Raw genomic sequence first — 24,531 nt, forward strand, 5'->3', positions numbered from 1 at the left:
GACATAACTTATATAAATAACGGTGAAAGTTTTCTTTACTTTTAGATCTGTGCAAATGGGAAACCCACTCAAAAATTCGAGTGGGTTTCTGTAACACTTATTTCTGTGCTGCTTTTACAGCTTCAATTGCTTTTTCATAGTCTGGGTGCTCTGTTGCTTCAGAAACATACTCAACATATGTAACCTTGTCATTACTATCAACTACAAAAACGGCACGAGCAAGCAATCGCAATTCTTTAATTGCTACTCCATATGCTTCACCAAATGATAAATCTCGGTGATCCGATAATGTTTGTACTGCATCTATTCCTGCAGCTGCACACCAACGTTTTTGTGCGAAAGGTAAATCATTTGAAACTGTTAAGATGACAACATCATCCCCAAGTTCAGCAGCACTTTCATTGAATTTACGCGTTTGAGCGTCACAAGTACCAGTGTCTAACGAAGGAACTACACTAAATAATCTCGTTTTCCCTTTTGAATCTTGTAATGTAACCGGACTAAGATCGTTAGCTAATACTGTGAAATTTGGAGCTGAGTCACCTACTTTTACTTCTTTACCTATTAATGTAATCGGATTTTGCTTAAATTTTACTTGTACCAAGATAACGCCTCCCTTTTCTCTATTCTACTAAAATGCTTTCGGCTGATGCAACTGACTTGCTTCAGAAGCAGGTTGATATGTTGTTTCGACCTTTTTTTCATAAGCTTGTTCATGGATAACCATCGTATCCGCTATAAAGTCATGTAGTCCTTGTTTTTTAGGAGTAAATCCGACAATCCAATATAATGGTAAAATCGTTGCAGAGAAAAACCGACCAATCCACTCACGAAATAATATAGAGATAAATGATAGTGAGTCGCCTTTTAGGGGAACTACACGTAACCCAAAAATCATTTTACCAACGGTTTGGTAAAAGTACTTTGTCATACCTACAAAATACGCATAAAAAATAATTCCTGTTAAAAAGCCAATTGGTGCATACCATGTCGTCCCTTGTACATCCCATCCAAAAATACGAAATAATGGGTAAATCACGATGGAAGAAATGGATGAAATGACAAGTAAATCAATTAAATACGCCCAGAAACGAACCCAAAATCCTGCTGGCTTGTGTATAAACTGTTCTTTCCTTTCAACAGTATAAGCTGGGTTTTGAGATACAGTTTGATTATCTTTTTCTACAGATGTTTCGAGTTCAAAAGGCTTATGTTGATCAGTCATCTACGGTTCCTCCTCACTTTTCACCGTATAAGTACATCATACGCGGTGCATTATAATCCGAAAGTAAACGTCCAATCAATTGAGATTCTACGTCTCCTCCAAATAATGATTGTGTTTTCATTGAAAATAGACTCGAGAGGTTTTGAGTGTAATCATATTCCATAACTTCTGCATCTGCTAAATCAAAATCTTCTCGAACAGCAGTAATAACATCTTCTAGATATCCATATTCGTCAGCAAGTCCTGCTTCAATCGCTTGACGTCCATTCATAATACGACCATCTGCCACTGCTTTTACCTCAGACTCCGTCATGCCACGACCTTCTTCAATAATATCCACGAATGATTCATAAGATTCATCAATCATTTCTTGTAACATCGCACGTTCATCTTTAGTCATATCACGAGTTGGGCTCATAATATCTTTATATGGGCCTGTTTTTATGGTAACGAAATCCACGCCATACTTTTCAGCAAGTTTGCCATAGTTAACGCTCTCCATAATAACGCCAATTGAACCTGTTAGTGTTTCTTTATTCAGGAAGATTTTTTCTGCAGGAGCCGCAATATAATATCCACCAGAAGCAGCCATACTACCCATTGATACATAAAAAGGAACACCGACTTCTTCTTGAACTTCTTTAATTTTATTATAAATTTGTGCTGATTCTACAACACCACCACCAGGTGAATTGACTTGCAATACCACTGCTTTTATTGAATCATCGACTTTAATCATTTCTAATTGATCCATAAAGAACTGGTGATTGTACCCTACTGCTCCAAATAATGAAGTAGCTCCGTCAGTATTTTGAATCACTCCATCGACTGCTAAAACAGCAATGCGTTGTGACGAATCTCCCGCTTCTAATACCGTTTCTGCATAGCCGCTTTCTGGTAAAGATAACATCTTTTCAAAATTTGATGTCCAATCATTGCTAAACGCAAAAGATGCAATATTGATGATGATAGACATACCGAATAATAGTGTTGCTGCCCCTAAAGCAATCCAACGTTTTGCATTCATTCAAATGTTCCTCCTTTTTTCTACTCTCAACGTAATACGAAATCAATGCCGAAATGTTTCAAAGCATGGTAAAATAACGACAAGTATTCATGGAAAGGACGTGACGGTATTGTCCGAACGTACACATATTTATATTTATACGAAACATGATGAAAAATCTTTGCAAAAAAAAATGATTCTAACAGAAATGTTCTCGAAATATGGATTTACTGCTGTTGACGATGCCCAAAATTCAAACATTATTATTAGTCTTGGCGGAGACGGGGCATTCCTTCAAGCAGTTCGAAAAACCGGTTTTCGTCAAGACTGTTTATATGCAGGTATTTCTACCACAGGCACGCTAAGTATGTATTGTGATTTCCATTTCCATGAGATGGAAACGATGATTCAAGCAGTTCTTCGTTCGGAAATTGAAATACGTCGCTACCCTATTTTACAAGTTATTGTTGATAACAATCCACCTTTTTATTGTTTAAATGAATTTAGTATTCGTTCAAATATCATTAAAACATTTGTCCTCGATGTAGTAATTGATAATTTGCATTTTGAAACCTTCCGTGGCGATGGCATGATTATTTCTACACCTACTGGAAGTACGGCTTACAATAAATCTGTCAATGGGGCGGTTGTTGATCCACTACTTCCTTGTTTTCAAGTATCTGAACTCGCATCAGTTAACAGCAACAAGTATCGATCACTTGGGTCGTCTTTCATCTTAAGTGGTCAACGTCAATTAACCTTACGCTTAAAGCAAGATGGAAATGATTTTCCAACAATGGCGATGGACAATGAATCGTTAAGCATTAAGCATGTAGAGTCCGTTAATATAACATTAAGTGACCGACTTGTAAAAACAGTCAAACTAAAAAATAATTCATTTTGGGAAAAAGTAAAACGAACTTATTTATGACACGAAAAGCGGATAAGCCCAGTCTAGCTAGACTCTAAGTTGAAAACTCATATTAGCACTTGTATTTTTTATAGTTTCGCTAATTCGAGTTTTCTTAATCTAGCTTCCATTACTTTAGAAACTGTGAATAAAATTAGAGCAAGCCAAATTAATGAAAATGATAAAAAATCAATCATTGTAAAAGTTTCCCCATAAATGATGACACCTAAAAATAACATAGATGTTGGTGCAATATATTGTAAAAATCCAATCATATATAACGGAATTCGTTGTGCTCCTTTTGCAAAAAGGACTAGTGGAACTGCAGTTGCTACTCCTGTTAAAGCTAATAAAAAATCTGTTTGGATCGTATCATGAAAAAATACTGCGCGGTCTGATATAAATAAATACATATAGTACATTAACGCAAATGGTACTATAAATAGTGTTTCAATCGTTAATCCACGAAGAGCATCTAACGGAATTATTTTTTTCATTAAACCGTATAAAGCAAAGCTAATTGCAAGTGCAAATGAAAGCCACGGGAAGCTACCATACGAAATAGTTAAAATGATAACTCCAATTGTAGCTATCACAAATGCTACTTTTTGTGCTGTTGTAAGACGTTCCTTTAAGAATATTATGCCAAGCAATACGGAAATCAATGGATTAATGTAATATCCTAAACTCGTACTAACCATATGATTATTATTCACAGCCCAAATAAATAAGAACCAGTTGACAGATATTAATGTGGAAGCAAGAAACATACTCCAAAAAGCTTTCTTATTTTGCCATAATGTTTGAATATCTACTACTAAAAGTTTTGTTTTTTTCATTAATACTACAATGAGCAATGTGAATATAAAAGCCCATAGGACACGACTTGTTAATATCTCATCACTTTGAACATGGCCAATAGATTTCCAATAAATTGGTAATATACCCCAAGCTAAATAGGCACCCACAGCCCAAATGACACCTTGACGTTCCTTTTCTAACACGTTTTCACCTCATTAGTTTGACTCTCGAAATACAATTCATTATAGAGCCCTTTAGAGGGAAAGTAAATGACAAAAACTATTCTTAAAAACCTTTTTACACAGACGATAATAATTAACTTCTCTTTTTCAATACTCAATATTTACATGTTTCCAAAAAGCATAAGTCCCTCTTTACATGGTTAAACTTAGTTTTAAGGCAAATAATAAAACCGGCAGCTTTCGCTACCGGTTCATTGAAGATTAAATTAATTAGCTTTTGTACCCGCCGTTTAATTGTTGCTCTGCCATTTGTACTAAACGCTTAGTAATTTCTCCGCCAACGGATCCGTTAGCACGCGCTGTAGCATCTGGTCCAAGCTGTACACCGAACTCTTGTGCAATTTCGTATTTCATTTGATCTAGAGCTTGTTTTACACCTGGAACAGCTAGTTGATTAGAATTTTGATTTGCCATGTCTGTGTCACCTCCTTGTTGAATATAGAATGTGCCGGCTCGGCAAATTCATGCATGAACAAGAAGTAGTAATTGATGGAAATACTTTAGTTATAAAAAATCCGAGAATTTATCTTCTTTCTTTTTAGGGAACATCATTATTTCACGGTCGCTCACTGCTTGTGTAACCATATCATCGAAAGATTTAAAGCTTTCATAAAACTCCACTTTTTCAAGCTTCGGTTTTGTTTTTGGACTTGCCGGCGTGAAAATTGTACAGCAATCTTCATATGGTCGAATGGATACATCGTACGTATCGATTTCCTCAGCAATTGTAATAATGTCTTGTTTATCAAATGCAATAAGTGGTCGCAACACTGGCGTAGTCGTTACTGCATTAATTGCCGTTAAGCTCTCTAATGTTTGACTTGCTACTTGTCCCAAACTTTCACCCGTAATAATAGCCAACGCTTTTGTTTCTTCCCTAACTAAATCCGCTATTTTTAACATCATTCTCCGAGTTGTAGTCATTGATACATTATCAGGAATTTGTTTTTGAATCTCTTGTTGAATTGCAGTAAAAGGAATGATGTGCAGTTTAACGGATGCACCAAATCGACTTAATTTTTCTGCTAAATCCATTACTTTTTCCTTTGAAAGTTCACTAGTAAATGGAGGACTGTAAAAATGAATGGCATCTAACCGAACTCCACGCTTTAACATTTGATACCCAGCAACAGGACTATCGATTCCTCCTGATAACATTAGAATGGATTTCCCATTCGACCCAATTGGTAATCCTCCTGCGCCTGGAATGATTTCAGCCGACATATATACGCCTTCTTTTCTCACTTCTACACGTAAATCGATATCAGGTTTCTTCATTTGAACTTTAATTTCCGGGAATGAACGTAGCACATGAGAACCAACATATTGTTGAAGTTCATTTGTCTCCATTTCAAATGGCTTGTATGAGCGCTTAACGCTAACTTTAAATGTTTTATCAGTTCGGTCAAGAGAGTCCATAACTTTTGTAGCTGTCTGTTTAATATCCTCTAGATCTAAACTACAAGATGCAACTGGACTAAAAGACTGAATGCCAAAAATACGAGGCAGTCGTTCAATTATTTTATCCATAGTTTCTTTTTCATGTGGTCGAATAAACATGCGATCTCGCTCCGTAATAATTTTAAATTTCGGCAAATCAGCAAATGCGTAGCGGATATTGTCACGTAGTCGACCTGTAAATGCATTTCTATTTCTTCCTTTTGTAGATAATTCACCATATCGTATTAATATCTCTTTCCATTCCATGTTTGATTTATTCTCCTTTTAGTTGTTTCATAATTATAGAAAATTGTTCAATAAAATGTTCAATTTGTTGATTTGTATTACTTGTACCTAGACTAATTCGAATTACGCCTTTAGTAAAGTCATCTGATAAACCAATTGCTTTTATTACATGACTAATTTTCGTTTGTTTAGAGGAACAAGCACTCGAAGTCGATACAATAATTCCCCTGGCTTGTAGTGCGTTGACAAGTACTTCACCCTTTATATGGCGAACACTAATAGTTAAAATATGTGATGCCGCATCGTCTGGAGATAAAATACGAACATCTTTAAAGTTATCCATAGAGCTTCGTAATTTCTGATTCCATTGAACGTATTTGGTGAGCATCACATCTTGATTTTCAAAAGCTAATCTCATGGCTTTTGAAAACGCCACAGCTTGCGCAACAGGTACCGTTCCACTTCTCAAGCCAAACTCTTGTCCTCCTCCAACAATTACCGGTTCAAATAGTACATTATCTTTCCAAGCAACAATCCCTGACCCTTTCAAGCCATTAAATTTATGACTAGATAATGTCAATACATCGGCACCGAGCATAGGAAAAGTAACTGGATATTTTCCATAACTTTGAATGGCATCTACATGAAATACAGCACGGCTATTGTCATGAATTACAGTGGCTAATTTTTCAATAGGTTGCATGCTGCCTAGCTCATTATTTATGTGCATAATACTGACTAGAATCGTATCTTTTCGCAACCTTACTTTTACTTCCTCAACTGAAATCAACCCTTTATTATTCACAGGTAAAATTTCCACCTCAAAACCTTGATGCTCCAGTTGAATCATTGATTCTAATACGGATGGGTGTTCAACGTTTGATGTGATAATATGTTTGCCACGTCCTTGCAAATTTTTAGCAAGCCCATGTATAGCAAAGTGATTGGATTCTGTTCCACCTGATGTGAAAATAACTTTTGTTGCATCTGTTTTGAGCATATCTGCAATTTGTTTTCTTGCACGTGATAAAAGTGTTTGTGCATCTACACCTAATTCATGTAACGATGCAGGATTTGCATAAAACTCTTGGTTCACTTTTACGAAAGTGTCCATAACTTCTTTATATGGTTTTGTTGTAGCACTATGATCAAAATAATTCACGGGCTGTACTCCTTTTCGCTAGAAAACCACCAACACGTGTTGTGCGGTGGTTTCAATTGATTTTATTATGAACGCCAAGCGTCATCTTTGACAAGTACTTCGATTCGTTTCATTGCTCCAGGTTCTACTTCTTCCACAGCGGTTGCTGCATCTTCAAGAGCCTTCGTATATCGGAGTTGTCGGAATGCCTCTTCAGCTTCTAACAAACGCTGATTCATGTGTGGATTACTCGCACGATAACGGTTTCCATATTGAATGATTCGTTCAATCAACAATACGTTTTCAAGCATTTCTTTCGCCTTCGCATGAACTTCATGAATACATTTATCCGCTTTGGCTAAATATGTATCCACCAATTTCATATTAAGTGGTACTTCTTGCAGGCTTTGCATAACTAAGTAAATGTGTTCTTCTGCTTCTTCTAAGCGAACGTCCATCTCTTCAGGAATGCCTGGCATATTCGCTTTATGTACCATACGATCAGTTTCATGCAATAAACGTTTTAATTCATCTAAGTTTGTTCGAGCACGATTTTCATCAATCCGTAAGCTTTTTAAGCTATTTGAAAAATGATCTTGCTCTGTGTATAAATCCTCTAAATCAGATGATATGAGCGTCAATTCATCTTGTAAACTTGAATAAGCTAATTGGTCCTCACTTGCACGTTGTGCGACTAAATCATAGCGCTTTTGCAATGTTTCAATTTGTTTCAAACAAACTAGAGGAATTCCCGCTTGTTTTTCGGGTAAGTGATAGCTTTGTTGAACATACGCAGCTTCATCACTAGTTTGACGAGTAATAGTCGTTACCTCAGCTAATCGGAGCTCTGTCGGTTGGCGATATTGGTCTACATATCGTTTAGCCATTACTTCTTTTTCCAACATGTCATAGAAAGCTTCAATTTCATCTTTCATCTGTTCAATTCGCGTTGACACCTCATCAATTTCAAGTTCAATGATTGAATTCTTCATTAGAACTAATTCCTCATCTAACATATCTAATTGGTCTGTCATTTCAAGATGTTCTAAATAATACGATTGTTCTTCCATTTCACGTTGACCATTACGTAACTCGTGAATACTTGCAGGTATTTTATATTGAACATCGCTTAACAAGGAAGGTATCTCCTGTAATAAGGCAAGCAATAATTGAGAGTCTTCATTCAGTTTAATTACGATTTCGCGAGCTTGTAAGTAGTTTCCACTTTCAGTTAATTGATCATATTCGTCAAATTTAGGACCGAATTGTTCCATTTTTTTCTCGAGTGGGATAGCTGCTGAGCCAAATGAATGCTGGTGAGCAAGCAATGTCTTGCGAGCTATACGATATTGTTCTCTAATATAATCCATTTCAATACGATTTTTTTCTTCACTGCCAATTAATTGTTCAAGCTCTTTTAAAATTAGTGACATTTGCTCATCACTTTGTTGAATGCGTTCTTCAATTTCTTTTTCAATGGCTGTCGCACGTTTAAAGCGTAACCTATCTAAGCTTTCTTCAGCATCAAATAGTAATGAATCAATTTTAGGCATATGAGTATCCATTACTTCTGTCCATTTGTTGCGCCAGTTCTCAAACATTTCTTCTGTTTGTCCATTCATGTTAAGCTGTTTGACTTTCGTCATTTCTTCTAATATTGGTTTGTTTTGAATTTGTTGTTTTGCATGTTCTAGTCTTTCAATTTCTTTGTTATGTTTACGACGGATCATAAATCCGAATACGAGTAATGCAATTAGTACGATGATTGCAATGATGATATACTTAGTCATCGTAAGCCCCCTGTTCCAACACGGTCTATGCCATTTTATACTTTTAATCTTACCATGAAATAAATGTTTATGTTGACGAAAATTGAAGAATTTTGCAGGAATTATGTAAAATGTCTGATTTTCACTTTGGAGGTGTCCATTATATGAAACAAGATGCTCATATTCACAGTCCTTTTTGCCCCCATGGAACAAAAGATGCGTTTGAATTATACATAGAAAAAGCCATACAACATGGGTTTACAGATATTTCATTCACAGAACATGCCCCTGCACCTCATGGCTTTATTGATTCAGTTCCAACTCGAGATAGCTTTTTAAAATATAACTTTATTGAGCCTTATATTTTTGAATTACAACAATTAAAAAAACAGTATGCTCATGATATTTCAATAAAAATTGGTTTAGAAGTCGATTTTATTGAAGGATTTGAAAAAGAGACCACTCAATTGTTAAATGATATCGGTTCTTCTTTAGATGATTCGATATTATCGGTTCATTTCCTGCTTTATGAAAAAAATTATACATGCATTGATTACTCATCTCAATCATTTATTAATTTTTCTGAGCAACTAGGCTCTTTTGAAAGCGTCTATTCCCTTTATTACAAAACGGTTCAAAAATCTATATCAGCCGATCTCGGGAAATACAAACCTAAGAGAATAGGCCACCCAACATTAATTCACAAATTTCAACATGCACACGATGCACTAGTGGATGACCACGAAATGATTGAAAATACATTAAAATTAATGAAAGATAGACATTATGAACTCGATGTAAATAGTGCTGGATTAGCGAAACAATACTGCTTGGAACCCTATCCACCACAACGCTATATTTTAATGGCAAAAGAAATGGGTATCCCTCTTGTTTTTGGATCCGATGCACACAGAGCTGAAGACTTGCATCAATATTATGACAAAGTATATAATGACAAATAAGTTTTTACTAATTTAAGAGGTGACGTGATGTTTGCAAAGACAGCTTATGCTGGAGATAGACAACAACAATATGAAATGTTATCCAAGCAATTGGACGCTTTATTAACGGGTGAACCAAATGTAATGGCTAACTTAAGCAACGCTTCGGCCTTGTTGAATCAGTTTTTTGATCGGATCAATTGGGTTGGTTTTTATATGATGGAAGGTAATGAACTAGTGTTAGGTCCTTTCCAAGGGTTGCCAGCTTGCATCAGAATACCAGTAGGACGAGGCGTTTGCGGATCCACTGTGACAAAAAAGGAAACTATTATTGTCCCTGATGTCCACGCTTTCCCTGGACATATTGCTTGTGACGCTGCTTCTCAATCAGAAATTGTCGTCCCTCTAATCAAAAATGGTGAAGTGTTCGGTGTGCTTGATATCGACAGCCCCGAAAAAAATCGTTTTCAAAAAGAAGATCAACAAGGTCTTGAACATTTTGTTTCTATCTTAATGAAACATATTTAAAAGGACGAGGTGGTTTAACATTCACCTCGTCCTTTTTAAGTTTTATATAGAAGTTTTTGCAAAGTGCGTTTCTACTTTTGTAAATGCTTGTTTTATATCTGCCATTAAATCCTCCACATGTTCAAGTCCCACCGAAAGACGAAGCAGGGAATGTGTAATCCCCATCTTTTCACGTTCTAATTCAGGAATGACAGAGTGTGTCATTGTTGCCGGATGTTGAATTAGTGTTTCCGCATCTCCTAAACTGACGGCAATTTTAATTAATTCCAGTTCATTCATAAAATATTGGGCAACTTCCTTACCGCCTTGTATATTAAATGAAATGAGTCCACCCCCTGCTTTCATTTGTTTTTTAGCAATTTCATATTGCGGATGTGATGGATCAAAAGGATATGAAATCTCTTTTACGAGTGGTTGGGATTTTAAGAATGTCACAAGTTTTTCTGCATTTTCTGAATGACGATCCATGCGAACATGAAGTGTTTTCATACCTCTAATAAGTAACCAAGCATCGAATGGAGAAATAATGCCACCAAAGTCTTTTTGAACCGTCATGCGGAGATTCATCATATCTTCAATATCTTTACCTATTAACAACCCCGCAATTACATCACCGTGACCATTAATATATTTTGTTGCGCTGTGCAACACATAGTCAGCTCCAAAGTCAATCGGATTTTGGAGAAACGGAGAAGAAAAAGTATTATCTACAATTAATTTCAATCCATGCTTTTGAGCAATTTTACCAACAAGTTCTAAATCAACGATTTCCATTGTCGGATTAATTGGTGTTTCAACATATATACAGACAGTTTCTGGTCTAATTGATGCTTCTATATCTTGCTCAGTCGACATGGCGTTGAAACTATGCGAGATGTTGTATTTTTCCTGCATAATTTCTAGTAAACCAAATGTACAACCATAAATCCCTCTCGAACAAAGGATATGATCGCCTGTTTTAGTCACATGAATAAGAGCTGCACTAACTGCGGCCATCCCCGAACCAAATGCTAACGCACTTTGGCCATTTTCAAGTTCAGCCACACGCTCTTCTACTACTCGAACGGTTGGATTTCCTAACCGAGAATATATATTACCAGTTTCTTCTCCAGCAAAGCGTCTCTCTCCCTGTTCGGCCGATGAAAAGGCAAATGTAGATGTTTGGTATAACGGGATAGATAAACTATCGTGATGCTGTGATGAATCGTATCCTTTATGAACAACTGCAGTCTCTTTTTTTATGAATTTATTTCCCATATAAAAATCCCCTTTATATAAAATGTAAACGCTATCATCCCAATCACTCACATTTTACTCGATTTCTTGTTTTTTGAAAAGGTTAATCCATTGATGCTTAATTAAGTTGTCAAGTGTTCATCTTGACACTTGGTTACTATATCGATACAATAGAAGATGTGTAAAATAAAAGCAGCAGTTGTATGGTCTTATTTGTTTCATTTTATTCCTCCACTATTTTTGGATGGGGTATCGTGTAACCCTTGGGCTGCGAGGGCGAGGATACATGAAAATAAAATGGCTGTTTGATTGATACATCTGGTCTTATTTTACAACAAAATAAAACCACTAAAAGGAGGACATTCACATGTCTCGTTATACAGGTCCTGCATGGAAACTGTCTCGTCGCCTTGGTCTATCACTAAGCGGCACAGGAAAAGAATTAGAAAAACGTCCTTATGCTCCAGGACAACACGGTCCTAACCAACGTAAAAAAATCTCGGAATACGGTTTACAATTACAAGAGAAGCAAAAGCTTCGTCACATGTATGGTGTAAATGAACGTCAATTCCGTACACTTTTCGATAAAGCTGCTAAAATGCCTGGTAAATCTGGTGAGAACTTCATGATTCTTCTTGATACTCGCCTTGACAACATCGTTTACCGTTTAGGTCTTTCACGCACTCGTCGTGGAGCTCGTCAATTAGTAAACCACGGTCACGTTATGGTCGATGGTAAACGCGTTGACATCCCTTCTTACCGTCTTAAAGCTGGTCAAGAGATTTCACTTCGTGAAAAATCTCAAAACCTTGATATCGTTAATGAGTCTATGGAAGTAAGCAACTTTGTTCCTGAATACTTATCTTTCGATGCTGAGAAAAAAGTTGGTACATTTGTACGTCTTCCTGAACGTGGCGAATTAGCTGCAGAAATCAATGAATCATTAATCGTTGAGTACTACTCACGTTAATAGCAGTACTTTGCATAACGTAGTATTAGAAGCCCTAGAATCCTTGTTAAATCAAGGTTTTAGGGCTTTTTCTTTTTATTTGATAATGCAAGATAAATCATGAAAAAGCAGGTTATTGGGGTTAGTGGGGGCTAATGAAAAATAAAAATGGCGGCGTATGTATATGAATGTGTAAGTAATTTAATGGAACTCAAGTGTTTTCTATTTTTCTCTTGGTATTAAATAGCCGGTACGAATACCCCTTACCTTGACAGGGTGGAGGGTCGCAGGTTCGAGCCAGTCGGGTTCATTCGATCCAAACCCGTAGAACTATTTAGAATCAAAATTTTCTGCAAAAAAAACAATCTCTTCGTTGGTAGAGTTTTTCATCATTTACAAATACATTTTCTTTTCAACATCCGCTTTATTAAATTTGTTCTCTCTTATTTTAATTAATACCGCAAGCCATTGTAAATTCACTACCGAACACCCTCACCTTGTCAGATTTCGATTTTTTAATTTCTTGATTTGTGACGGCTATTTCGTGAGAAGTTGCCAATCCTTATCTTTACTTTAATCACGAATATTAATTAAATTCCATGATTTGCTTGTCCTAAAAGAAATCATTTTGCGGCTGGCTGTTCTTTAGCTTGGTGTTTATTTGGTAATTCGATTCAATCTCCCTATCTATGCAGTTAGTCTGCCTCTTCTAAATTAGTTAACCATTCCTCTTAATTCTTGACGGTATCAAACATACTGACATTTCCTATTGCAACTCTCAGTCATCCCGTCTGAATCGAATTTCAAGTAAACAAAAAGAACACCTGGGTAGGCGTTCTTTGATATTACTTTTTAATTTTCTTTTAAATTCTCTAGTATCCCCTAATTTGTTAAAAGCCTGCAAGTGCTTTTGCGTATGCAAAAGGTGTCGATAGTATAAAGGGAAGAACTCTCTGTTCATCTTCTTCTCTAAAAGCCTTAATCTCTGCAGCATAATCTATCTGTACTTCAAGTAAATACAAATTAGCAGATTTATCCAATATGAAATCCACTGCTGCATCTCCAAGAAGGTATCCTTGTTTTTCCATTCTTTTTAAGACTTGTATGCATACATTTGTAATTTCAATAATTTTATTTTCTGTTTCCACTTTACTGAGATTATAATATTTACTAATTGCTAATTCTCCTGGTTCTATTCTTGCTCTATATTTTGAGTTTGAGACAACACTGCCTGATTTTGCAATCTTGGTTTCAATTCCTGAAAGTTTCCATTTCATGCTGTAATCTTTTTGTATATAAATTCTAAAATCTATTTTCTCACCTGTATTTGTAAAAGATTCTATCTCTTGTTGCATAATATACGTTCGGCTTAATAAATGCTCTTTAAGTATCGTTTTTAATTCTTGGACTGATTTCATATGAAAACAGTCACCATTATAATCGGTTAACAAGAAGCCGTCATCCTGTTTTTTTACTTGGATAATGCCATTTCCACCTGCCATTGATACCGGCTTTAAATAAACAGAATCATACTTTTTGAATATAGATAACAGACTTTTCACTCCAGTGAATGCCTTTGTTATTGGAAGGTACTTTTTTAGTTTAGGTACGTTTTTCATTTTATCCCAAAAAGTTAATTTATCGATATTTCGATACGGATAATTAAATATATTGTCTCCTACACGCTTTTTCAACTGTTTATATCTTTTTTCACGAAGAGGAATTCTGTTAAAAACAACTGTAGGATAAGGAAATGTACCTTGTTTAAACTCATTTGAAGTAGGATCATAATACAATCCAGTTAGAGTGTTTTTCTCGCTATCGATTTCGGTAGGCCTGAACATAAAAATGAGACCTTTAATCATGTCATAATCTTTTAAACGTAATAATTGTTGCTTTGAATCCTCAATATAGCGTGAGTAAACTAGAAAACCAATAACTGGTCCAAATTGGATATGATTATCTGTCACTACATATTCATATGGTAAATCAATAATAGATAGATCATTTGATAAATGTCTGGGAAGTTGAATTTCTCCATCACTTACTTTGTCATCAAGTAGAATATTAAGTGTCTTTGAAAAAGAACCATATTGAAGGATAATCGTGGATTGTTCGATTTTCATCAAAGCGAATGTAGCAGGGTTAAGTAAGACCTCATCTTTGAGATCTTCGTTAATTATCATGGTGTAAAGAAAATTATTCCGCAAGTACTCAGCCGTTTTATTCATATTCATTAAACTAGACCCTTTGACTAAAAAAATACTATTGTGCTCCATAGTGCTTTTTAATTTATGATGCAATTCATTACGATCACTAAAGTGTTTAATCTTTTCTTTCGGAAAACCATGTTCAATAGCTCCTTTGTGTATATCAATCGATAAATCCCCGAAGGTATAAATTACATCAATCTTTTTGTCAGCAGCATACTTTCCTATCTCACGATGAGCTTCACTTGTATAATCGCCTAATTCTAACATGCTTCCTAGAACTAGGATTTTCTTTCTATCCTTTCCTATGTTCATAAGCACATCAATGGCGGCCTTAACGGACTGAGGATTAGAATTTACAGTATCATCAATAAGAATTGATTCATCTTTTAAGTTGTAAACATTTAATCGCTTTATAGGAACTTGATAATTTTTTAATCCCTCTCTTATTATCTGAATTGGAAAACCTAATTTGTCAGCAATTGAAATAGCATATAACGCGTTAAATACATTGTGTTCTCCAAATGTAGGAATAAAGAATTCTTCATTATGTCCTTTCATTTCAACATAAAATCTCATACCATTACTAAGATACACGATATTGGATGCTTTATAATTAGCGTTTGAATTTATTCCAATTGTTATGAGTTTTCCTTTAAAAGTTGATGTATCCAAAAGTTGTGAGTTTTTATCATCTTTATTTAAAAGTAATATACCATCTGCTTTCATGCATTTAATCAATACTGATTTATATTGAGCTGTAGTTTCAATACTATTTCCTAAATTTCCGTAATGAGCTGTGCCTATATTTGTAATAACAGATATATTAGGCTGAAAATGATTACAGTGTTGTTCTCCTGCACCTTGTTTTCCCATCCCTAGTTCTAAAAGGATGGCTTCATGTTTAGAAGGATCAAATTGCGCCATCATTTGTTGGGTGCTATTAGGTAAATTCTTGTTCCCAACTGTTTTTAATACATTCCATCGAGTTTCTAATACAGAAGCAATGAACTCACGTGTTGATGTCTTTCCATTACTACCTGTTATTGCGATTGTTGGAATTTCTTCATTAGTGAAATACAACAAAATTCTCTCCTTTACTTTGGTTATTATGGGCGAATTTAAGAGAAAGACGTGGTTGTCACTTCTTTATGTTTTTTAAAGAAAGTTACCTAACTCTATTTTGTTAGTCAGTTTGACTGAATTTTATATATCGTAATAGTAAAACGTGACAAACCTCCTTTCAATTTTATTAGAGAAGAAAGGTAAATCAAGATCCCTTAAAAAAAACACAAACTCTTGCTGACGCACACAAAGTTCTTTCCCATATTGTAAGATACGATATTTTTCTAATAATAGTAGAGACAAACGTATACTATTTAAAAATAAAATATAGTTTCTTATCTTTTCATGTAAATACAAAAAGCACACTCCATTGAGCGTGCTTCCAAATGATATTTCACACTAGTCAATTGCTACGTTTCATTTAATAAGTATTTCCCCTTATTTATCTTTATTATTTTTGTTTTTATCTTTTTCTAATGCAGTTAGTGCCAGTTTTTTTATCGTCATATCATCCATTGGAGGGTTATGTAGTCCTGCTCGAACGTCACGATAGTAACGTTGTAATGGATTGGTTCTTTGTAGACTTTTGGCTCCAACTAATCGCATCGCTTTATCAACAATTGTTATAGCAGAGTTCGTTACAATATGTTTTGCAACACTTACTTCATTTGTCAGTATATGTTTCGTATCTTTGTTATCGTAACAAGAAGCCGCTCCATAGATGACGAATCGTGCTTTCTTAAGTTCTAAATCAATTTCTCCAATTAGCTGTTGAACATTTGGTAATTGTGCAATTGGTCCATTCAAACTGTTTGGAGAATGCGTATTGGCAAATTGAACTGCGTAATCGCGTGCAGCTTGTGCTACTCCAAGATAAGTAGCTGGAATATGGAGTAACCAACCATTTATTTTCCCGCCACTTACAAACTCCGGCAGTTCGACTAAATCAGATTCTTGGACACCTACATTATTTAATATTAAATCGTTGCTACTCGTTCCGCGCATGGATACTACATCCCACGTTTCTTCGATTGATACCCCATCTAAATCTCTGTTGATAAGGAAGAACCCTACTTTTTCTTTTTCTTCAATCCAAGCAGAGGTAGAAAATATGAAAGTATTGGAGAAGCCGTTGTGAAAATTTTTCGACCATTTATTACCCACGTATCACCTTTTTTTAAAGCTGTTGTACCAGGACGGCCCCCGCGCGTAGGACTTCCTGTTTGTGCTTCACTAACAGAACGGTTTACTAGCGCCCCATTTAGAACTTCATTTGCGAAAAAGTCTAGTTTTTCATCTGTCCAAAGTTTATTTTCGAATATCTCACCAACTACACCTAAACTCCAGCCGATGGATAATGCAGTATTAGCATCATAGCTTGCAAGCGTTTCTTGCATTAGGACCATGTCATAAACAGAGAATCCTTCTCCACCAAATTCACTTGGTAATGTTAGGCTTGCATATCCTAGACCGACTAAATCCTTCATATTCTCTATTGGAAAAACGGAAAGCTCATCTATTTCCGCAGACCTACTTTTAAATTTTTCTTCAAATTGTTGCAATTTAACTAGCCATTTTTTTGTTTTTCTGTTTTAATAAATAAATTACTCAACAATGTTCGTCTCCTTTACTATATGTAACCTATTATTCATATTGATTAAGTGCCACAATTGCATGTTATCAATTTCCATTTTGCCACACGGATCTTCTTCGCTTCTAAATCAACAAGGTAATTGAAATTGATTCAACGGATTAAGTCTACTTTGAATATTCATTCTCCTTCTATTTCTTCGATAAATGGGGAAGTTTTGTTTTCAAATAATTTATGCTCATTTCAATGCTCTCAAATGGATTCCGACGAGTGAAGTCCTGCTCAACGACCCACCACTGAACGCCCGCTTCTTCTCCGATATTCAATACTGCGTCAATATCAACTCCGCCTGTTCCAAGCTCCGCGAAAAATTGTTCCTCATCAGTCGTCATGTCCTTCAAATGGATAATCGGTGTTCTATTTTTATATTTATTAATCCACTCAACAGGATTTTCTCCAGCCTTTTTCAGCCAATACACATCAAACTCTACTTTCACATTGTCTTCGTTTGTATCTTCTAAAATGGATTCAAGTGCCATTCTGCCATCTGAGAGCAGCTCTAGTTCAAAATCATGGTGATGATAAAGTAGTGTGATGCCTTCAAGACGGCACTTTTCCCCTGCTTGATCCAATATAGAAATAAGTTTATGATAATGTTCTTCTGAACGGCGGTCAGGCAATAAATAAGGACAAACTACATAATTACTTCCTAACGTTTTCTGGTCTTCAATAACCCCGAGCAAGTTGTTTTCCAATTCTTCTAAAAGCACATGACTGGACGCTGCCTGAAGACCAAATTCATTCAATAGCTTTTTCACTTCTTTAGCAGTCATTCCACCATATCCTGCAAATTCCACTCCATCGAAGCCAAGCTCTGCAATTTTTTTTAAGGTACCGGAAAAATCTTTCTCGCTTTCCTCTCGCAATGTATACATTTGTACTGCTACCGGAATTTTCTTCATCTCTTATTGCCTCATTTCGATTAGTTTAAGAACATCACTTCACCCATGCTCTTCGGTTTTTCAAGTAAATACATTTGTGTTCAACTTAATGAGTTTTTTTCTTAAATAAAAGTGTTCAATAGTTTAATCAGTATTTACTGAAACAGAAACTGCTACTAGATTTCTATAAATTATTTATAAGTAGGGTTCGGTTTATTCAGTATCTACCTCAATAACTATTATTTTGCGTTATCCTATCTGCCCCATCAGTTGCAACTGATCCCTTATCTGGAACTTCAAATTCTAGCTGTTCAACAAATTGATTATTTCCTTGTATCGATCAAACTTCTTTACTATTGTAAACCAAAGTCCACAGACTACCATGACTCCCTCTTATAAATATTTCAAATATTTAAATTAAAGGATTAAACAACAATACACAATAGAAATTCCTTTTCTTGTGAAAAATGACAGGAAGAAGTGATTTTCGATTGTGCTTCTTTAATACAAAACTCAATTCTACTTGTCCATCTGCAGTATCTTTCACATTTAATTCAATCGGTACATTACCGAGTGTCCCTTTTGGGGCTCTTTTTTGATTTATGATACACTAATGTAAAACATGATAAGGAGTTTTTCTATGAGACTCATTTCTATATGTCCAAGCAATACAGAATTACTTGCCTATTTAGGCTTGACTGATCATCTAGTTGGGCTCGATGACTTTTCAGATTGGCCCTTGTCTGTTCAACATTTACCCAAGCTTGGCCCAGACTTGTCGATAGATATCGATGCACTAGAAGCATTAAAACCTGATTTAGTTCTTGCCTCACTTAGTGTTCCTGGAATGGAGAAAAATGTGAATGAATTAGTTGCGCGTGGCATTCCCCATCTAGTATTGGATCCTCAAAGTTTGAATGATATTGCAGAAGATTTATTGACCGTTGGAAATGCTTGTGGCATAGGAGCTAAAGCTGAAGATATTGTGACTATGTATAAATCATTTGTTTCTGATATGAAAAAAAAGGCATCAACAGTGAAAAAAACTCCCGAACTTTACTGGGAATGGTGGCCTAAACCGATATTTACACCTGGTCGAATTAATTGGTTAACAGAAGTCAGTGAAATTTCTGGCGGACTCAATGTCTTTAGGGACGTGGAACTTGCGAGTATTCAAACTGATTGGGATGACGTATTACGACGCAATCCAGATTATATATTTTTAGCTTGGGTCGGTGTCAGAATTGCAAAAGTAAATACAAAAGTTGTTGAAAAACGCCCTGGATTCGATGGGTTAACAGATGAACAAAAAAGCCATTTATATATAATGGAAGAAGAATTGTATTGTCGGCCATCTCCTCGTTTACTAGACGGTGCTTTAAAACTTGCAAACATATTGCATCCAGATATTTATGGAGATCTAAAGTTGCCTCAATGGGTTACGACAAACGAATGAGAAATAAAAAAAGCTGCTTTGACGACTTAATAGGTCGTCAAAGCAGCTTTAATTATTATACGAACTTTACCATATGGTATTTCTTCTTACCACGACGAATGATAGCGAACGAATTGTCTAATCTGTCCATTTCACTTACTATGTGATCGACTGTTGTTAATTTTTCACCATTAATAGAGATAGCCCCATTCGTTACATCTTCGCGTGCTTGACGTTTAGATGGTGAAACACCTGCTTCTACTAATAAGTCCACAATATTTTTATCTTCTTTCTTCATTTCAATAGAAGGAACATCCTTGAATACTTCTTTCATTTCATTTGCGGAAAGTCCTTTTAAATCTCCACTGAACAGAGCTTGCGTGATACGCAATGCATTGTCTAACGCTTCTTGACCATGAATCATACGTGTCATTTCTTCAGCCAGGGCTTTTTGAGCTTTACGTAAATGAGGCTCTTGCACAACTGTGCTTTCAAAAGCCTCAATTTCTTCACGTGTTAAGAAGGTAAAGATTTTCATGTATTTAATGACGTCTGCATCCGCAGCATTCATCCAAAATTGGTAGAACTCGTATGGTGTTGTCTTCTGTGCGTCTAACCATACTGCACCTGAAGCAGACTTGCCAAATTTTGTTCCATCGGCCTTTGTGACGAGAGGTATTGTCATGCCGAATGCTTTTGACTCTTCGCTATGCGTTTTACGAATCATTTCTAGTCCAGTTGTGATATTCCCCCACTGGTCTGATCCCCCAACTTGAATACGACAATTATGAGAATCGTATAAATGATTATAATCTATTGCTTGAATCAACATGTATGAGAATTCAGTGAAAGATATCCCACCATCTAAACGAGAGGCTACTGTATCTTTTGCTAACATGTAATTGACCCCGATATATTTCCCGTAGTCACGTAAAAATTCAATAACATTCATTGAACCAATCCAGTCCCGATTATTAACCAGTACTGCACCATTTTTAGAACTAAAATCAAAAATACGTTCCATTTGAACTTTAAGGCCTCTTACATTTCGATCAATTTGTTCAGTTGTTTGCAGCTGACGCTCTTCACTACGTCCTGATGGGTCCCCTATCATTCCTGTTGCACCACCAATTAACAAAATCGGTTGATGTCCATGTAATTGAAAGCGACGTAATGTTAACAAAGGGACAATATGCCCAATGTGCATACTATCTGCTGTAGGATCTACACCACAGTATAGAGAAATTGAGTCATTATTTAATAGATCAACCATACCATCTTCATCTGTTAGCTGGTAGGCAAGTCCTCTCCACTTTAAATCTTCTATCAATACGTTTGTCATCTTCCATTCCTCCTAAAAATAAAAAAGCCCCTGCACGATTAATTAAAATCATGCAGGGACGCTAAATACAATTTGCGCGGTACCACCCAGCTTGAAGGAACTTGCCCTTCCGCTCTTTAGACACAGTATCGTTGTGTAAACGTTAAGCTCCCTGCCTGTAATTCATGTATGCACACTGACCAGCTTGCACCACCCGCCGGCTCTCTTAACAGCTCTTGCATTCATTACTTCGGACTTTTCATCACTTAAATACTATATATTTTTTTATTTTACTCCTTAATTTCTTATTGTCAATAATATTAATTTATGGGACGGCAGTAAGTTGTCGAATTGAAATGTAGTAATGTGAGTAGTTAATAGATTATTCTACTGAATTAGACCATCTTTATGATATAATAGGACAATATTTAGGAGGTCGTTCGATTGAAAGATCAAGTAAAAAACATTATGAAACAAATTAGCGAAACATGGGATAAATGGTCAAGTACAAGATGGATGAAAGGCATAAGTATAACGTCTGGCGTCATCTGGAATCTTGCATTGATTCTATTAATCGTACTACTTGTCGGCGGGGCATTTGCTGGATCCGTTGGAGCTGGTTATTTTGCTTCATTAGTCAATAAAGAACCTCTTCGTGAAGAAGCTGAAATGCGTGCATCCATATTAAATTATGAAGAGACATCTGAAGTGTATTTTGCAGACGATGTTTATTTAGGGAAGTTGAGTACGGATTTAGAAAGAAGAGAAACTAAACTGGAAGACGTCTCCCAGTTTGTAATAGATGCTGTATATGCAACCGAAGATGAGTACTTTAAAATTCATGATGGGGTAGTTCCAAAGGCCATTTTCCGCGGTCTAATTCAAGATGTTACAAACTCAGATAGTCAAACAGGTGGATCCACCTTAACTCAACAAATAATAAAAAACCAAATTCTTACGAATGAGGTTTCCTATGAACGTAAAGCAAAAGAAATTCTTCTTGCCTTACGAATTGAAAAATTCATGTCAAAAGATGAACTATTAGAAGCTTATTTAAATATTATTCCTTACGGTCGTAATGCTTCAGGTTCCAATATTGCAGGAATTGAAACTGCTGCTGAAGGAATTTTTAACGTCAAAGCAAAAGATTTATCACTTCCTCAAGCAGCATTTATTGCTGGGATTCCACAAGCACCTTATGCACATACACCCTTCACTATAATAATATCTGAGTCGGGGTATAGAACAGGTGAATTAAAAAAAGATGACTCATTAAAAATAGGAATTGACCGGATGTTAACGGTTCTTTATCGTATGAAAGAAACTGGCTATATTTCTGAAGCGGAATATAATGCTGCAATTTCTTACGATATAAAAAAAGATTTTCGTTCTGGTGAAAAATCACTACAAGAGAGATACCCTTATTTAAATGCCGAATTAGAACGACAAGCAAAAGGAATTATTGCCAAAATATTAGCTGAAAAAGATAATATTAACCCAGAAGTTTTTAAAACAGATAAGAAAATAAAAGTGAAGTATGAACTATTAGCCGCACAAGCCATCAGTATAAATGGATATCGTATTCATTCTACAATTGATAAGGGTTTATACGACCGACATCAAAAAGTAAAAGATGAGTTTGAAAACTACGGAGTTACATTTAAAGAGAATCGTACCGATTCAGAAACTGGTAAAGTAAAAACAGTTGATGCTCCAGTTCAAGTTGGAAGTATGATGATGGAAAATAGTACGGGTCGTATTTTAAGTTTTATAGGTGGACGGAATCATAACTTAGAAAAAACAAACCATGCTACACAAGGCTATCGACATAACGGTTCTACGATGAAGCCATTAGTAGGATATGGACCTGCAATTGAATATGGTGTAATTGGCGCGGGAAGTCCACTTGTCGATGTAATGTTTACATTGAATATTCCGGGACAGATTCCTTATAAACCTTCCAACTATAATACAACACAAGAACTTGGTATCATGTCAGCACGTAAAGCACTTGCTGTTTCTCAAAACTTACCTGCACTAAGACTATATGATTCAATTAAAGATCGGAAACCAACATCATTTTTACAGAAAATGAATTTTTCTAATGTGACAGAGTCGACTCATGCAAATATATCAACTGTTCTTGGTGCAGTTGACGTTTCTGTACAAGAAAACACCAATGCTTATGCCACATTGGGTAACGGAGGACAATTTGTCGAAGCATATATGATTGAAAAAATTGAAGATGCAGACGGCAATATTATTTTCGAACATCAATCAGAGGCAGTACCTGTTTACTCGCCTCAAACATCTTATATCGTGACAGATATGTTACGTGATGTACTCAGTGAAGGGACTGGAATGAAAGCAAAAAGTGAGTTGAAGTTCAGTTCTGATTTTGCTGCTAAAACGGGTACTACAAATCAGAATTATGATGTGTGGTTTATGGGTTATAATCCTTCTATCACACTTGGTGTATGGCTAGGATATGATACACCACGAAATTTAGAAGATAATAGCGGTAGATATTCTCGACCAGGTGAACGCGTAAATATGTTATGGGCAAAATTGATGAACGCATCCTATGATGTGAATCAAAAATTAATTGATCCAAATGTCGATTTTAAAGCTCCTAAAGGGGTGGTTTCTCGTTCATTTTGTGCTATTTCAGGATTATCTCCTTCAGCAGCATGTTCGAAAGCAGGGTTAGTTACTTCCGATTTATTTAATGCCAATACCTTTGTACCAAGCAAAGCAGATGATAGCTTCGTCTCTTCTTCCTATGTAATAATAGGAGGCAATCGGTATCGTTCACTTCCGTCAACTCCTAAAGAATTTGTTGTAAGTGGTGGCGTTGGAGTAAACAAAGACTTTATTGATCGAATGTTAGGAAGATTAGGTGGAGATGCAAGCAAGCTCTTCCCGACAAACTCTAGTTTCGCTAACCGTGTAGTCTCTGAAGATACCTTTAATGCGGATGGAGCTGCACCAGCAGCCGTCTCCGCTTCATTATCAGGTAAAACACTAACATGGTCGAACTCTCCTTCAAATGATGTTGTTGGATACCGGGTATTCCGTCGTTCTGGTGGAAGCAATGCCCTTCTTTCTTCCGTCAAAGAAGCAAGCAAGAATTCGTACCAAGTAAGTGGTCCAGGTGAATACTTCGTCGTGGCTGTTGATATAACAGGTAAACAGTCATCGGGTTCCAACACTGCGATGATTGAAGAACCTAAACCAGAGCCAAAACCTGAACCTAAACCAGAACCTAAACCAGAACCAAAGCCTGAACCTAAACCAGAGCCCAAGCCTGAACCTAAGCCAGAGCCAATACCTGAACCTAAACCTGAACCTAAACCTGAACCTGTTCCTCCTGTAGAACCAGTTCCACCTCCTGGAGACAGTTAATACGCATAAAACACATAATAAAAAAAGGCAACCCAAGTTAAAGAAATTTAACTTGGGTTGCTTGTTTTAATAAAATTATCTTTACATAATTTAGTCACAATAAAAGCTAACCCAATTGGGTTAGCTTTT

Annotated in this window: 18 protein-coding genes and 1 pseudogene; 6 read left to right on the forward strand and 13 right to left on the reverse strand. The window is 36.0% G+C overall.

What is annotated here, in order from left to right:
* Positions 1-97 precede the first annotated feature (97 nt).
* Genes tpx through sppA form a run of 3 tightly spaced genes read right to left on the reverse strand, consistent with a single transcriptional unit; the run spans position 98 to position 2,252 of the window.
* Positions 98-604 (reverse strand): thiol peroxidase, encoded by a 507-nt coding sequence (gene tpx / locus C406_RS0107175; RefSeq protein WP_017379930.1) that lies wholly within the window; start codon positions 602-604, stop codon positions 98-100.
* 27 nt (positions 605-631) lie between these two features.
* Complete coding sequence (locus tag C406_RS0107180; protein ID WP_017379931.1) at positions 632-1,225, reverse strand: RDD family protein; 594 nt, start codon at positions 1,223-1,225, stop codon at positions 632-634.
* Between the two features lie 13 nt (positions 1,226-1,238).
* Positions 1,239-2,252 (reverse strand): signal peptide peptidase SppA, encoded by a 1,014-nt coding sequence (gene sppA, locus C406_RS0107185; RefSeq protein WP_017379932.1) that lies wholly within the window; start codon positions 2,250-2,252, stop codon positions 1,239-1,241.
* Between the two features lie 109 nt (positions 2,253-2,361).
* On the opposite strand from sppA, the gene C406_RS0107190 reads away from it, so the two are divergent.
* Positions 2,362-3,162: an NAD kinase gene (locus tag C406_RS0107190; RefSeq protein WP_017379933.1), complete on the forward strand. Its 801-nt coding sequence runs from the start codon at positions 2,362-2,364 to the stop codon at positions 3,160-3,162.
* 68 nt (positions 3,163-3,230) lie between these two features.
* On the opposite strand, the gene rarD is transcribed toward C406_RS0107190, so the two are convergent.
* The 5 genes from rarD to ezrA all read right to left on the reverse strand — a co-directional run bounded on the left by rarD (position 3,231) and on the right by ezrA (position 8,801).
* Positions 3,231-4,145 carry an EamA family transporter RarD gene (gene rarD, locus C406_RS0107195; protein WP_017379934.1) on the reverse strand — a complete coding sequence of 305 codons (915 nt, stop codon included), beginning with the start codon at positions 4,143-4,145 and terminating at the stop codon, positions 3,231-3,233.
* A 249-nt stretch (positions 4,146-4,394) separates the two neighbouring features.
* Positions 4,395-4,598: an alpha/beta-type small acid-soluble spore protein gene (locus C406_RS0107200; RefSeq protein ID WP_017379935.1), complete on the reverse strand. Its 204-nt coding sequence runs from the start codon at positions 4,596-4,598 to the stop codon at positions 4,395-4,397.
* Positions 4,599-4,688: 90 nt separating this feature from the next.
* Positions 4,689-5,891, reverse strand: coding sequence for a tRNA uracil 4-sulfurtransferase ThiI (gene thiI, locus C406_RS0107205; protein ID WP_017379936.1), 1,203 nt, complete (start codon positions 5,889-5,891; stop codon positions 4,689-4,691).
* Positions 5,892-5,898: 7 nt separating this feature from the next.
* Positions 5,899-7,032, reverse strand: coding sequence for a cysteine desulfurase family protein (locus C406_RS0107210; RefSeq protein ID WP_017379937.1), 1,134 nt, complete (start codon positions 7,030-7,032; stop codon positions 5,899-5,901).
* A 65-nt stretch (positions 7,033-7,097) separates the two neighbouring features.
* Complete coding sequence (gene ezrA, locus C406_RS0107215; protein ID WP_017379938.1) at positions 7,098-8,801, reverse strand: septation ring formation regulator EzrA; 1,704 nt, start codon at positions 8,799-8,801, stop codon at positions 7,098-7,100.
* 143 nt (positions 8,802-8,944) lie between these two features.
* On the opposite strand from ezrA, the gene hisJ reads away from it, so the two are divergent.
* Together hisJ and C406_RS0107225 are read left to right on the forward strand one after the other, a co-directional pair.
* Entirely contained in the window at positions 8,945-9,742 is a 798-nt protein-coding gene (gene hisJ, locus C406_RS0107220) for a histidinol-phosphatase HisJ (RefSeq protein WP_017379939.1), read from the forward strand.
* Between the two features lie 27 nt (positions 9,743-9,769).
* Positions 9,770-10,249, forward strand: coding sequence for a GAF domain-containing protein (locus C406_RS0107225; protein WP_017379940.1), 480 nt, complete (start codon positions 9,770-9,772; stop codon positions 10,247-10,249).
* Positions 10,250-10,291: 42 nt separating this feature from the next.
* Here the strand turns inward: C406_RS0107225 and megL are convergent, their stop codons facing one another.
* Positions 10,292-11,506 (reverse strand): methionine gamma-lyase, encoded by a 1,215-nt coding sequence (gene megL, locus C406_RS0107230; protein WP_017379941.1) that lies wholly within the window; start codon positions 11,504-11,506, stop codon positions 10,292-10,294.
* A 346-nt stretch (positions 11,507-11,852) separates the two neighbouring features.
* Between megL and rpsD the strand changes: the two genes are divergently transcribed.
* A complete protein-coding gene (gene rpsD / locus C406_RS0107235; RefSeq protein ID WP_017379942.1) occupies positions 11,853-12,455 on the forward strand; it encodes a 30S ribosomal protein S4 in 603 nt (200 codons plus the stop codon).
* A gap of 869 nt (positions 12,456-13,324) precedes the next feature.
* On the opposite strand, the gene C406_RS19865 is transcribed toward rpsD, so the two are convergent.
* From C406_RS19865 to C406_RS0107255, 3 genes and pseudogenes are all read right to left on the reverse strand, one after another.
* Entirely contained in the window at positions 13,325-15,727 is a 2,403-nt protein-coding gene (locus C406_RS19865; RefSeq protein ID WP_017379943.1) for a YheC/YheD family protein, read from the reverse strand.
* 420 nt (positions 15,728-16,147) lie between these two features.
* Positions 16,148-17,324 (reverse strand): annotated as a pseudogene (locus tag C406_RS19390) (acyl-CoA dehydrogenase family protein).
* A gap of 167 nt (positions 17,325-17,491) precedes the next feature.
* Positions 17,492-18,262: a sugar phosphate isomerase/epimerase family protein gene (locus tag C406_RS0107255; RefSeq protein ID WP_017379944.1), complete on the reverse strand. Its 771-nt coding sequence runs from the start codon at positions 18,260-18,262 to the stop codon at positions 17,492-17,494.
* A gap of 619 nt (positions 18,263-18,881) precedes the next feature.
* Between C406_RS0107255 and C406_RS0107260 the strand changes: the two genes are divergently transcribed.
* Positions 18,882-19,697 (forward strand): cobalamin-binding protein, encoded by an 816-nt coding sequence (locus C406_RS0107260; protein WP_017379945.1) that lies wholly within the window; start codon positions 18,882-18,884, stop codon positions 19,695-19,697.
* Positions 19,698-19,752: 55 nt separating this feature from the next.
* On the opposite strand, the gene tyrS is transcribed toward C406_RS0107260, so the two are convergent.
* Positions 19,753-21,018, reverse strand: a complete 1,266-nt coding sequence (gene tyrS / locus C406_RS0107265; protein WP_017379946.1) for a tyrosine--tRNA ligase — start codon at positions 21,016-21,018, stop codon at positions 19,753-19,755.
* Between the two features lie 423 nt (positions 21,019-21,441).
* On the opposite strand from tyrS, the gene C406_RS0107270 reads away from it, so the two are divergent.
* A complete protein-coding gene (locus C406_RS0107270; RefSeq protein WP_017379947.1) occupies positions 21,442-24,402 on the forward strand; it encodes a transglycosylase domain-containing protein in 2,961 nt (986 codons plus the stop codon).
* The last annotated feature ends 129 nt before the right edge of the window (positions 24,403-24,531 follow it).

The sequence above is a fragment of the Paenisporosarcina sp. TG-14 genome (genome assembly GCF_000297555.1).
Lineage (GTDB): Bacteria > Bacillota > Bacilli > Bacillales_A > Planococcaceae > Paenisporosarcina > Paenisporosarcina antarctica.